This window comes from Oceanimonas pelagia, from assembly GCF_030849025.1.
Classification (GTDB): Bacteria; Pseudomonadota; Gammaproteobacteria; order Enterobacterales; family Aeromonadaceae; genus Oceanimonas; species Oceanimonas pelagia.
The window spans coordinates 720,536-732,796 of record NZ_CP118224.1; the positions used below are offsets into that span (position 1 = coordinate 720,536).

Below are 12,261 nucleotides of genomic sequence, written 5' to 3' on the forward strand. Positions count from 1 at the left end.
CCTTATCATGCGCAGGCACAGGCGATATACTGGCCGCCGACTTTGCGGAGGAAGAACACAGTGATCACCGAATCTGGCTATCAGCGGCAGGTGGTGCTCGATACCGAGACCACGGGCATGAACATGGACTCAGGTCCGCACTATCTCGGACACAGGGTGATCGAGATAGGCTGCGTGGAAGTGGTCAACCGACGCCTGACCGGCCGGCACCTGCACCTTTATCTCAAGCCGGACCGCCAGGTGGACGAGGAAGCCATTCGCGTGCACGGCATTACCGATGAGTTTCTTGCCGACAAGCCGGAATTTTCCAGCAAGGTCGACGAATTTCTCGACTTTATTCGTGGCGCCGAAATGGTCGCCCACAACGCGCCCTTCGACGTGGGCTTTCTCGATTACGAAATGGAGCTGATGGGCCGGCCCGAACGCATGGCCGAGTTGTGCAAGGTAACCGATACCCTGGCCCTGGCCCGCCAGCTTTATCCGGGCAAGCGCAACAACCTGGACGTGCTCTGCGACCGCTACGGCATCGACAACAGCCACCGTACCCTGCACGGGGCCTTGCTGGATGCCGAAATTCTGGCCGACGTGTATCTGCTGATGACCGGCGGCCAGACCAAACTCAACCTGCAGACCGACGCCGGCCAGCAAAACGGCAACGGCGGCGAACTGCGCCGGCTGCCGGCCGATCGACCACCGCTGCGGGTGATTCGGGCTCAGGGCGCCGAGCTGCAAGCCCATGAAAGCCGGCTCGATCTCATCGAGAAAAAAGGCGGCAGTTGCCTGTGGCGGCCCTGATGCGGCGGCTTCTGCCGGTGCTGGCGCTGTTGCCGGCCTTTTTCGTCTCGTCCGAAGAACAGCACGCCCGCTGGCTGGGCAATACCTTTCGCATCGATCCTTCGGTACGGGAGCTGACCCTGTTTATCGAGCGGGAGTCGCAGTCCATGCCGGTGGTGCTGATAAGGCCCGACGGCAGCAAGTATTATTACCAGCGCCACCCCGACACCGTGAGCTGGGCTTCCACTCCCACCCGGGATGTGATTACCCTGTGGCAGCCGGAGCCGGGCCCCTGGCAGGCCACCGGCAAAATTGCCGGCGAGCACGGCATTACCCTGCTCAGCGTATTCCGGCTGGCGCTCGACCGGCTGCCGGACAGGCTTTATCAGAACGAGGTGGTCCGGCTGCACGGCCAGTTGCTGCATGACGACACCATTCTGGATGCCAATTATTACCTCGATGGCCTGCGGCTGACGGCACAGCTGTTTTCCACGGGCGAGGCGCAGCCGGCCGATCCCTTTGAGCGGGCGCCGCTGCTGCTGGGGGAATTTGTGGATGACGGCACCGGGCTGGATGCGTTGCCCGGCGATGGCAACATGACCGCGGAAGTGGTGTTCGATGCGCTGCCCGGCAGTTACCTGTTTCAGGCCGAGGTATCAAACGGCGTGCTGGCACGCTATGCGGAACATCCGCTGACCCTTTATCCCACACCGGTGCGCGCTCGTTTTACCGCGCCCGACAGCCAGCGCCACTGGCGCATTGAACTGGAGGTTGACAGCGATATTGTTGCCGACAGCCTGGCTGTGACGGGGCAGCTGATCAATCCGCTGGAGCAGCCCCTGGCCATTTCCGGGCACGGGCGTCATATCGAGTTGCCGCCGGCGCGCCAGCCGGGCAACTATCGCTGGCAGGGACGGGCCTATGCCACCACGGTGGATGGCCGGGAGGTACAGCTGCAACTGAACGAGCAGGTAGTGCGGGTGGTGCCGCCCTTGCCGGAAGTGACCAGGGCACCCGCCGAGGCGGCGAGTGAATGGCAGGGCTGGCCGCTGTGGGCGGGGCTGGCCGGACTGATGCTGCTGCCCGCCGGTGGCGGTTTATGGTGGTGGCGACGTCGCCGTGGCTGATTGAAAAATCATCTTTTTGGCACTTTGAGCATAAAAAATAACCGAAAGAAATAAAATGCTTACTTTTGGCTTGACGGCCACCCGTGCCGGCCCTATTATTCGCCCCGCTTGCAGCGAAAGCCAAGCGCCGGAGCGGTAGTTCAGTTGGTTAGAATACCGGCCTGTCACGCCGGGGGTCGCGGGTTCGAGTCCCGTCCGCTCCGCCACATTTAAGAAGCCCTTAGCTAGTTGATAGCCAAGGGCTTTTTGCTTTTATGCCTTCAGTCAAATCACTCACCTGCATTCTGTCAAACTCCCCACGTGACCAAAGCGTGACCCAGAGCCTGTTTTGACCAGAGGTTAAAATGGAGCTTCAGTCGAGTCACCTTTCTGCTCGCTATCCGGCTCTTTGGTGTCATAAAGAGTAGTGAGAAGCTGCAACCGGTTAAGGTGGCCTGTTGATGGCAGGGGGCAGAGAAAGTGATGTCTTGGGAGAAAAGACCATTCGGCCCTCCCTACAGCCCGATATCCCGCACGTTCTCCATTACCACAAAGGTGCTGGTTTGCAGCACATGGGGCAAGGCGGAGATCTTTTCACCCAGCACCATGCGGTAGGAGGCCATGTCTTTGGTGCGGACCTTCAGCAGGTAGTCAAAGCCACCGGCGATCATGTGGCACTGTTCGACTTCCGCGATTTTGAGCGCGGCCTTGTTGAAAGCGGTAAGTGCCTTGCTGCTGGTGTCGTTGAGGGTGACCTGGACGAAGGCGATATGACTGAGGCCAAGCTTGTTATGATCCACCAGCGCCGTGTAGCCGGTGATGTAACCCTGCTCTTCGAGCCGGCGCATGCGCAACTGGCAAGGGGTTTTCGACAGGCCGACCCGGGATGCCAGCTCGGTGAGGGTGATGCGGGAGTTTTCCCTGAGCTCCTGGATGATCAGTAAATCCGCCCTGTCCAGATTTCCTGCCTTTTCCGCCATTTTCTGTCTCTCGGTCTGTTTTATGGGTTGAATGTGCCTTTTAAGTCTACACCCGTTCTTTTATCGGTAAAATCGACCACTGCATCTTCTGATGGTAGGGGCGTGTGCTTCCACGATCCCGAATGACACGCGGCGCTGCCGGCTTGCCCGGGAGCGTATTTTCCTGGGCCGGCGTGGTCAGGGGTCAGAAGCCGCGGTGGCGTGCTTTCCTGAGGTGTTACCGGCAAGGGATGAGCAGGCTTCTGAGGCTGTCTAGGAAGTTTTCCTGTTTATGTGTCTTTTATATGGTTTTTTTCCGGTTTTTGTGTGATTAAAAAGTGAAAATGATGGCCCTTTGCCTTGGTTATGGGAAATGTGCCTCCTGGTCTTTGAGTAGAATGGCGACCATAACATTGCACATACCGAGGGAGAAGGTCGGATGAAAGAACAAGCACTGTCGCTGGCGGCTTGCCGGGAGCAGGTTCGTGGTCATTACCTGGCGGATGAGGCCGGCGTGATTGGAGAGCTGGCCAGCGGGGCCGCCATTTCCGCGGAGGTGCGCCAGCGCATCTCCGCCCGGGCCGCCGAGCTGGTGCGCCAGGTGCGCGCCAACTCCACCCCGACCATGATGGAAAAGTTTCTGGCCCAGTATGGCCTCACCACCAAGGAAGGCGTGGCCCTGATGTGCCTGGCCGAGGCACTGCTGCGGGTACCCGACAGAAGCACCATCGACGAGCTGATCGAAGACAAGATCTCCTCCGGCAACTGGGGCGAGCACCGTGGCCGCTCCAGCTCCTCGCTGATCAACAGTTCCACCTGGGCACTGCTGATCACCGGCAAGCTGCTGTCGCCGGTCGACCGCCAGGGCCTGTCCGCCACCCTGCGGGGCATGGTCAAGCGCCTGGGCGAGCCGGTGGTACGCACCGCCGTGGGCCAGGCCATGAAAGAGATGGGCCGCCAGTTTGTGCTGGGTCGCAACATCGAAGAAGCGCTCAAGCGCGCTCAGAAGTACGAGGCCCGTGGCTATACCTATTCTTACGACATGCTGGGGGAAGCGGCCCGCACCGATGCCGACGCCCTGCGTTACCACAAGGCCTACTCATCCGCCATTGCTTCCCTGGCGCCGCATTGTGCGCACCAGGACATTCGCAAGAACCCCGGCATTTCGGTCAAGCTGTCGGCCCTGCACGCCCGTTACGAGTTCGGCCAGAAAGCACGGGTAATGCAGGAGCTGGTGCCCCGTACCCTGGAGCTGGCGCAGCAGGCCAAGGCGGCCAACATGGGCTTTAACATCGATGCGGAAGAGGCGGATCGCCTGGATCTGTCCCTGGATGTGATCGAAGCCGTGCTGTCCGATCCGTCACTGGCGGGCTGGGATGGTTTCGGCATTGTGGTGCAGGCCTTCAGCAAGCGCGCCGCCCCCGTGCTCGACTGGCTCTACGCCCTGTCCGAAAAACTGGATCGCCGCATCATGGTGCGGCTGGTGAAGGGGGCTTACTGGGATGCGGAGATCAAGCGCGCCCAGGTGATGGGCCTGGCAGGCTTTCCGGTGTTCACCCGCAAGGTCAACAGCGATCTGTCCTACATGGCCTGTGCCAAAAAACTGCTGGGCATGACCGATCGCATCTACCCGCAGTTCGCCACCCACAATGCCCACTCGGTGTCGGCCATTCTTGAGCTGGCCCAGGACAAGGACTGCTTTGAATTCCAGCGTCTGCACGGCATGGGCGAATCCCTGCACGACGCCGTGCTCACCGGCCAGGGCACCCGCTGCCGCATTTACGCGCCAGTAGGCGCCCATCAGGATCTGCTGGCCTACCTGGTGCGTCGTCTGCTGGAAAACGGCGCCAACAGCTCCTTCGTCAACCAGATTGTCGACACCCGCATTCAGCCCGAAGACATTGCCCGGGATCCCTTCGACACGGTGGCGGCCATGGGGAACGAGGTATCGAGCAGGCTCATTGCGCGCCCCGCCGATCTTTACGGTGCCGGCCGGCGTAACGCCAGGGGCTGGGATATCACCAACCCGGTGGAAATGGCGGAAGTCGAGGCGGCCCGTGGCGCCTTCAAGGCGCATCAGTGGCAGGGTGGCCCGGTGATTGCCGGGGCGGTGACCAGCACCGAAGCCGAAGAGGTACGCAACCCGGCGGTGCCGGCAGACAGGGTGGGCCAGGTGGTACAGGCCAATGCAGACGACATTGAAACCGCCATTTCGGCGGCCCGTACCGGCTTTGAAATCTGGTCTGCCCTGCCGGTGGCCGAGCGCAGCGCGCGCATTCGTAAGGTTGCGGATCTGTTTGAAGAGCACGCCCCCGAGCTGTTCGCCCTGGCCACCCGGGAGGCGGGCAAGACCATGGCGGATGCGGTGGCGGAAATTCGCGAGGCCGTGGACTTCGCCCGCTACTATGCGAACGAAGCCGAACGCAACCAGGACTTCGGCAGCGGTCGCGGCGTGATCGCCTGTATCTCGCCCTGGAACTTCCCCCTGGCCATTTTTGCCGGCCAGGTGCTGGCTGGGCTGGCGGCCGGCAACGCGGTGATCGCCAAGCCCGCGGGCCAGACTGCGCTGATCGCCACCCGGGCGGTTGAGCTGATGCATCAGGCCGGCATTCCTCGCGAAGCCATTCAGCTGCTGCCCGGCAGCGGCAGCACGGTGGGCGCGGCTCTGACCTCGGATCCGCGTATCGACGGCGTCTGCTTTACCGGCTCTACCGCCACCGCCCAGCGCATCAACAAGGTGATGGCCGGGTCGATGAGGCCGGACGCGCCCCTGGTGGCGGAAACCGGTGGCCTGAACGCCATGATAGTGGACTCCACCGCGTTGCCGGAGCAGGTGGTGCGCGACGTGCTGGCGTCTTCTTTCCAGAGTGCCGGTCAGCGCTGCTCCGCCCTGCGCATGCTCTATGTGCAGAAGGACATCGCCGATCACCTGCTGGCCATGCTGTTCGGCGCCATGGACGAGCTGCGTCTGGGCAACCCCTGGGATCTCTCCACCGATGTGGGCCCGGTGATCGACGACAATGCCAAACGTGGCATTGAGGCGCACTGCGAGAAATTCGCGCGCATGGGGCGGGTGCTCAAGCAGCTGCCGGTGCCCGCCGAAGGCCTGTTCGTGGCGCCGACCGTGATCAGGCTGGAAGGCATTCACGAGCTGGAAGAAGAAATCTTCGGCCCGGTACTGCACGTGGCCACCTTTGAGGCCCATGAGCTCGACCGCGTGGTGGATCAGATCAATGCCAAGGGCTTTGGCCTGACCTTTGGCCTGCATACCCGGGTCGACAAGCGGGTGGAGCGCATCACCAGCCGCATCAGGGTGGGCAATATCTACGTCAACCGTAACCAGATTGGCGCCATCGTCGGCTCCCAGCCCTTTGGCGGTGAAGGCCTCTCGGGCACCGGCCCCAAGGCGGGCGGCCCCCAGTATGTGCGCCGCTTTATGGCCAGCGCCAACGGCACCGGGATGCCACCGGCGCAAGCGGCGGCGGTCACCGCGGCCCAGGTGCAGGCGGCCATTGCACAGCTGGACGGCAAGGACTGGGCTCAGCCCCAGAGCCGGGCCGAGCGGCTGGCCGCTATCTTCGGCAGCGTGCCCGCGGCGCTGGACGCCCACGCGGAAGAGATGCCGGGCCCGACCGGTGAGCTTAACCGGCTGCGCTGTTTTGCCCGTGGCACCATCCTCTGCCTGGGGCCTGACCTGGCCTCGGCCATGACCCAGGCCGGTACCGCCCTGTCTCAGGGCAACGCCGTGGTGGTGGTGGCGCCGGGGGCGCAGGCCGCGCTGGAAGGCGCGGCAGCGGCGGGCATTCCGGTCATCGGCCTGGACGGTCTGCTGCGGCCCGAGGCGCTGGAAACCCTCACCGGTTTCGAGGCGATCACCAGCGTGGCCGACACCGCCACCCTGCGTGCATACCGGATGGCCCTGGCCCGGCGTGACGGCGCCTTGCTGCCGCTGATCACCGAGCAGGCCCTGCCCGAACGCTTCGTGATCGAGCGTCACCTGTGCGTGGATACCACCGCCGCCGGCGGCAACGCCAGCCTGATCGCGACATCGGAATAATCCCGGCAGACGGGCCAAGCGGCCCGCCGTTGCCCGTTTGACCACAAGCCCGCCCAGTGCGGGCTTGTGCGTGTTCAGGGCCTGATGCTTGTTGATGGTGTTCCCGGGCCGGGCCAGCGTGACACGGTCCGAATTGAGGCCGCCTGAGCCGAGGTGGTGTCAATCCGGGTGAACTATGCTTGGTGGGGTCTGGTGGGGAGAAATGGACGGGGCGCAGAACGTTAACTTTGCGGCTGGTGTCGCCCCCGGTTTTTGCCTCGAAATAGCCGTTTTTTACTACGATTATGATTTATATGGCTTTTTGTGGTAGTTTTACATCGTTTTTTGATCATGACTCTGACTATAAAGGCGAGGAAGCCAATGACAGAACAAGACAATCATGATGCGATTGCGCCCGAGGGCAAGGCCAATCCCATCGACACCGATTATCAGATCGGGCAGGACAATATCGCCCTGCAGATAGGGCCTTTCGGACTGGATATTCACAACCGGGTGTTCATGATCTCCGGCCTGGCCATTGTGGCCTTTGTGTTTCTGACCCTGGCCTTTCAGAACCAGGTGGGCCCCATGTTCAGCAGCCTGCGTGGCTGGCTGACCTCCACCCTCGACTGGTTCTTCCTGAGTGCCGCCAACCTCATTGTACTGGTGTGTCTGGGGCTGATCATCTCGCCCCTGGGCCGGGTGCGCATTGGCGGCACTCAGGCCAGCCCCGACTTCAGCTACCTGGGCTGGTTCTCCATGCTGTTTGCCGCCGGCATGGGCATTGGCCTGATGTTTTTTGGCGTGTCCGAGCCGCTTACTCACTTCGGCACCGCCATGGCCGGCACCACGGTGGAGAACGGTGTGCGTACCGACTGGGCGCCGCTGGGGGCGGCGGCGGGCAATGCCGCCGAGGCCACCCGGCTGGGCATGGCTGCCACTCTGTATCACTGGGCACTGCACCCCTGGGCCATTTATGCGGTGCTGGCGCTGGGGCTGGCGATTTTCTCCTTTAACAAGGGTCTGCCGCTGACCATGCGCTCGGTGCTTTATCCGCTGCTGGGCGAGCGGGTGTGGGGCTGGCCGGGCCACATCATCGACATTCTGGCGGTGGTGGCCACCCTGTTCGGTCTGGCCACCTCGCTCGGTTACGGTGCCTCTCAGGCCGCCGCCGGCCTGAACTTTCTGTTCGACATTCCCGGTGGCATTACTACCCAGGTGATACTGGTCATTCTGATCACCGCGGTGGCACTGGTGTCGGTGCTGGCGGGATTGGATGCGGGGGTCAAGCGGCTGTCGGAAATCAACATGGCGCTGGCGGCGCTGCTGCTGGTGTTTGTGATTATTGTGGGGCCGACCCTGCTGATCTTCACCGGCTTTTTCTCCAACCTGGTGTCCTACCTTGAGTATTTTCCGGCACTGTCCATGCCCTTTGGCCGGGAAGACGCCAACTACTCCCAGGGCTGGACCGCCTTTTACTGGGCCTGGTGGATCTCTTGGTCACCCTTTGTGGGCATGTTTATCGCCCGGGTCTCCCGGGGCCGGACCGTGCGCGAGTTTCTGATCGCCGTGCTGCTGGTGCCCACCACCGCCTGCATGCTGTGGTTCAGTGCCTTTGGTGGCACCGCCATTCACCAGCTGGTCGGCGAGGGCTATCAGGCGGTGGCCGAGGCGGAGTTGCCCCTGCAACTGTTTGTGATGCTGCAGGATCTGCCGCTGACCGCCATCACTTCCTTTATCGGCATCGTGCTGGTGGTGGTGTTCTTCGTTACCTCGTCCGACTCCGGCTCGCTGGTGATCGACACCATCGCCGCCGGCGGCAAGGTCAATGCACCCAAGCCCCAGCGGGTGTTCTGGTGTACCTTTGAGGGGCTGGTGGCCATTGCCCTGATGCTGGGGGGCGGCCTGGCCGGCCTGCAGGCCATGGCGGTGTCGACCGGCTTTCCCTTCACCATAGTGCTGCTGATATCCTGCGTGGCCCTGATCAAGGGGCTGATGTCGGAGCCCAGGGGCGACTGAGGTAAATCAACCGTGACCAAGGCAGCCCAGTGCTGCCTTTTTTCGCTTTGCAGGAGAGAGCAATGGAAGCGGAGCAGCTGGAAGTACTGAACTTTATTCGCCAGTGGGCGCCTTTCACGGCCTTGCCGGAGGAGGTGCTGGAGCGCATTGCCACCCAGGTGGAGGTGGCCTACTACCGGGCCGGCACCATCATTCTCAAATATGGCGATCCGGTGCACGATCTCTATCTGGTGCGCAGCGGGGCGGTGGAGCTGTACCGGCGCAACGGCGAGCTGCATAACCGGCTGAGCGAGGGCAGCCTGTTCGGCCAGATGGGACTGCTGATGCACAACAAAAACCGCCTGCCGGCCACGGCGCTGGAAGATACCCTGATCTACTGCCTGCCCGAGGCCCTGTTCAACGAGTTGTACGAAGGCTTTGAAGCCTTCTCCGACTTTGTGGAAGTGGGCGAGAGCACCCGGCTGCGCCATGCGGTGTCCCGCCATCAAGGGGCCAACGAGCTGATGACCTCCAGCATACGCGAGCTGATCTCCCGGGATCCGGTGTCCATCGGTTGCTCGGCCAGCGTGTTTGAGGCGGCGCAGAAAATGACCGATGAAGGCGTTTCCTCGATCCTGGTGCTGAACGAAGACAGCGATGCCGAACAGGAAGTGGCCGGCATCATTACCGACCGGGATCTGCGCACGCGTGTGCTGGCAGCCGAGCTGCCTTCGGCCACGCCGGTGGCGCAGGTCATGTCTACCGATCTGGTGGCGGCCGAGAGCGATCAGTACGTGTTTGAAGCCATGCTCACCATGCTGCGTTACAACCTGCATCATTTGCCGGTGCTGCACCGGGGTAAGCCCATTGGGGTGGTGGCGCTGTCGGACGTGATGCGCCACGAGTCCCGCAACAGCCTGTTTGTGGTGCGCCATATCTTTCGCGCCCAGGACGCCGACGAGCTGGCCACCATTGCCGACGACGCCCGGGCCTGCTTTGTGCGCATGGTCAATGAAGATGCCAACTCCCACATGATTGGCTCGGCCATGGCGGTGATCGGGCGCAGCTTCAAGCAACGGCTGCTGGAGCTGGCGGAAGAAAAACTGGGCCCGCCGCCGGTGCCTTACTGCTTTCTGGCACTGGGCTCCATGGCCCGGGATGAACAGCTGGTGGTGACCGATCAGGACAATGCCATCATTCTCGATAACGGCTACGATGCCGAGGCCCACAATGATTATTTCGCCGCCCTGGCCACATATGTGTGCGATGGTCTGGCGGCCTGCGGTTACAGTTACTGCACCGGCAACATCATGGCCAGCAATCCCGAGTGGCGCAAAACCCGGCGGGAATGGGAGCTGTGTTTTCTGGACTGGATCGACAACCCCAACGCCCGTTCCCTGCTCAACAGCGCCATTTTTTTTGATCTCGACGGAGTGTACGGCCATCTGGAATGGGCCGAGCAGCTCAACCGGCTTATTCTGCGCCGTGCCCGGCGCAGCCCGCGTTTTCTTGCCAGCATGGCCCGCAATGCCCTGCTGCGCACGCCGCCGCTGGGCTTTTTCAAGGAGTTCGTGATGGAGCAGGACGGCAAGCACAACAATTCCATCAATCTCAAGCGCCGGGGCACGGCGCCGCTGGCGGATCTGGTGCGGGTGCATGCCCTGGCGGTGGGCTCCAAGGCGCGCAACTCCTTTGAGCGGCTGAACGATGTGATCGAGGCCGACATCCTGCCGCGGGGCCGGGGGCCGGATCTGCGCGATGCCATGGAATTTATCGCCATGGTGCGCATTCGCCACCAGGCCATGGATCTGGAGGCGGGCAGGGAGCCCGACAACAACATAGAGCCGGAAAACCTGTCCGACTTTGAGCGGCGCAACCTCAAGGACGCGTTTCAGATCCTGAGCCAGGCCCAGAAATTCCTGAAGTTCCGCTATCAGCCCGGACGGACCCCCTGAGGCGGCCATGGTATATCTGACTCCTTCCGCCCTGATGGACCGGGCCCCGCCTCCGGACTGGCCGGCCCTGTTTGAGCAGCGGGCACGCAGTGCCCGGGACTACCGGCTGCAGCGTTTTTACCGGGCCGGCCTGCCGGCGCCCGATACCCCCCTGGCCGAGGTGCCCTTGGTGGCCATGGACTTTGAAACCACCGGGCTCAATGCCGGCAAGGACGCCATCGTCAGCATCGGCCTGGTGCCTTTCAGCCTGCAGCGCATTCGCTGCCGTGACGCGGCGCACTGGATTGTGAACCCGCACAGGCCACTGGCGGGGGAAACCGTGGCGCTGCACCACATTACCCATTCCGAGGTAAAGGAAGCGCCGGATCTGCTGCAGGTGCTGGACGAGGTGCTGGCGGCCCTGGCCGGGCGCGTGGTGGTGGTGCATTACCGGCGCATCGAGCAGGTGTTCTTTGCCGCGGCGCTCAAGGCCCGGCTCAACGAAGACATTCGCTTTCCGGTGATCGACACCATGGAGCTGGAAGCCCGGCTGCATCCCCGGCGGCTTGGCCTGTGGGACCGGCTGCGCGGGCGCAAGCCGGTGTCCATTCGTCTGGCCAACAGCCGGGAGCGCTATCACCTGCCTTATTATGCGCCGCATCATGCCCTGACCGACGCCCTGGCCACCGCCGAACTGTTGCAGGCGCAGGTGGCCCACCACTACTCGCCGGACACGCCCCTGAGTGAATTGTGGCTATAGCCTCCTTCGGGGGGGGGGAAGTCGTTATAACCGAAAGCGAGGTTCGTCGGCGTCGTCGGGCTCGTCGTCGGGCAGGCTCAGCACCGGCTCGTGGCGACCGCCGGCCAGCGGCGGGGTGGTTTCAACGGGCCTGAGCAGGGACTTCAGCTCGTCACGCAGCGCGCTGGGAGTGGGCCAGTCCTTGGGGGAGAGGTGCATCACCGGGAGGCCGGCCAGTTCAATCTGCTCCAGCAGGTGATGACGATGGCGACCGTCGGCCTGGCTCAGGCTGTCGTCCACCAGCGCCACCACCAGCCGCACCCGCAGATCGCCGGGCGAGCACAGCACAAAGTCCAGCTTCTCACCGAACAGGGCGTGCCAGGCCGCATCCCGGTGGGTCTTTTTCAGGGTGGGGGCCAGCTCCAGCACCTCGCTCATCTGCACCGCGGGAAATACCCGCAGTTTGTCGCCGGCGGCCTGCTCCAGCAGCGCCAGCGCCCTGGCCGCCTCCGGGCTGAACATCACCTTCTGCACATAGGCCTGGCCCGGCCTGCCGCGCCAGATGCGGCGCAGCAGGCTCATCAGGGTCAGCAATACCAGCAGGCTCACCAGGGCGAACATCAGCCAGTCGAGCAGGGAAACGGGCAGCCAGTCAGTCATCTTGAGCAATATCCGCAAAGCGAGGAAAGAGACTCAGTTTACCCAGCCGGTCATG

8 protein-coding genes and 1 tRNA gene are annotated in these 12,261 nt (G+C 62.8%); 7 read left to right on the forward strand and 2 right to left on the reverse strand.

The genetic code is table 11. The features are described from left to right. Positions 1–117 precede the first annotated feature (117 nt). The 3 genes from dnaQ to PU634_RS03375 all read left to right on the forward strand — a co-directional run bounded on the left by dnaQ (position 118) and on the right by PU634_RS03375 (position 2,107). Positions 118–795: a DNA polymerase III subunit epsilon gene (dnaQ, locus tag PU634_RS03365; RefSeq protein ID WP_371319635.1), complete on the forward strand. Its 678-nt coding sequence runs from the start codon at positions 118–120 to the stop codon at positions 793–795. Next, positions 795–1,901 (forward strand): choice-of-anchor X domain-containing protein, encoded by a 1,107-nt coding sequence (locus tag PU634_RS03370; RefSeq protein ID WP_306762658.1) that lies wholly within the window; start codon positions 795–797, stop codon positions 1,899–1,901. The genes dnaQ and PU634_RS03370 overlap by 1 nt, the downstream gene beginning before the upstream one ends. 129 nt (positions 1,902–2,030) lie before the next feature. Next, a tRNA-Asp gene (locus tag PU634_RS03375) sits at positions 2,031–2,107 on the forward strand. Between the two features lie 288 nt (positions 2,108–2,395). On the opposite strand, the gene PU634_RS03380 is transcribed toward PU634_RS03375, so the two are convergent. Beyond that, complete coding sequence (locus PU634_RS03380; RefSeq protein WP_306762659.1) at positions 2,396–2,860, reverse strand: Lrp/AsnC family transcriptional regulator; 465 nt, start codon at positions 2,858–2,860, stop codon at positions 2,396–2,398. Between the two features lie 418 nt (positions 2,861–3,278). Between PU634_RS03380 and putA the strand changes: the two genes are divergently transcribed. From putA to PU634_RS03400, 4 genes are all read left to right on the forward strand, one after another. After that, positions 3,279–6,896, forward strand: a complete 3,618-nt coding sequence (gene putA / locus PU634_RS03385) for a bifunctional proline dehydrogenase/L-glutamate gamma-semialdehyde dehydrogenase PutA (RefSeq protein WP_306762660.1) — start codon at positions 3,279–3,281, stop codon at positions 6,894–6,896. 360 nt (positions 6,897–7,256) lie between these two features. Next, on the forward strand, positions 7,257–8,894 hold the full coding sequence (locus PU634_RS03390) for a BCCT family transporter (protein WP_306762661.1): 1,638 nt from the start codon (positions 7,257–7,259) through the stop codon (positions 8,892–8,894). Between the two features lie 62 nt (positions 8,895–8,956). Further along, positions 8,957–10,828 (forward strand): putative nucleotidyltransferase substrate binding domain-containing protein, encoded by a 1,872-nt coding sequence (locus PU634_RS03395; RefSeq protein ID WP_306762662.1) that lies wholly within the window; start codon positions 8,957–8,959, stop codon positions 10,826–10,828. A 7-nt stretch (positions 10,829–10,835) separates the two neighbouring features. Continuing rightward, positions 10,836–11,567: a 3'-5' exonuclease gene (locus tag PU634_RS03400; protein WP_306762663.1), complete on the forward strand. Its 732-nt coding sequence runs from the start codon at positions 10,836–10,838 to the stop codon at positions 11,565–11,567. 24 nt (positions 11,568–11,591) lie between these two features. Here PU634_RS03400 and PU634_RS03405 read toward each other — a convergent pair whose 3' ends face one another. Beyond that, positions 11,592–12,206, reverse strand: coding sequence for a DUF2726 domain-containing protein (locus PU634_RS03405; protein ID WP_306762664.1), 615 nt, complete (start codon positions 12,204–12,206; stop codon positions 11,592–11,594). Positions 12,207–12,261 lie beyond the last annotated feature (55 nt).

Excerpts from the sequence above, each read along its gene's own strand:
- dnaQ (WP_371319635.1), top strand. The coding sequence starts at position 118 with ATGAACATGGACTCAGGTCCGCACTATCTCGGACACAGGGTGATCGAG.
- PU634_RS03370 (WP_306762658.1), top strand. The coding sequence starts at position 795 with ATGCGGCGGCTTCTGCCGGTGCTGGCGCTGTTGCCGGCCTTTTTCGTC.
- PU634_RS03380 (WP_306762659.1), bottom strand. The coding sequence starts at position 2,860 with ATGGCGGAAAAGGCAGGAAATCTGGACAGGGCGGATTTACTGATCATC.
- putA (WP_306762660.1), top strand. The coding sequence starts at position 3,279 with ATGAAAGAACAAGCACTGTCGCTGGCGGCTTGCCGGGAGCAGGTTCGT.
- PU634_RS03390 (WP_306762661.1), top strand. The coding sequence starts at position 7,257 with ATGACAGAACAAGACAATCATGATGCGATTGCGCCCGAGGGCAAGGCC.
- PU634_RS03395 (WP_306762662.1), top strand. The coding sequence starts at position 8,957 with ATGGAAGCGGAGCAGCTGGAAGTACTGAACTTTATTCGCCAGTGGGCG.
- PU634_RS03400 (WP_306762663.1), top strand. The coding sequence starts at position 10,836 with ATGGTATATCTGACTCCTTCCGCCCTGATGGACCGGGCCCCGCCTCCG.
- PU634_RS03405 (WP_306762664.1), bottom strand. The coding sequence starts at position 12,206 with ATGACTGACTGGCTGCCCGTTTCCCTGCTCGACTGGCTGATGTTCGCC.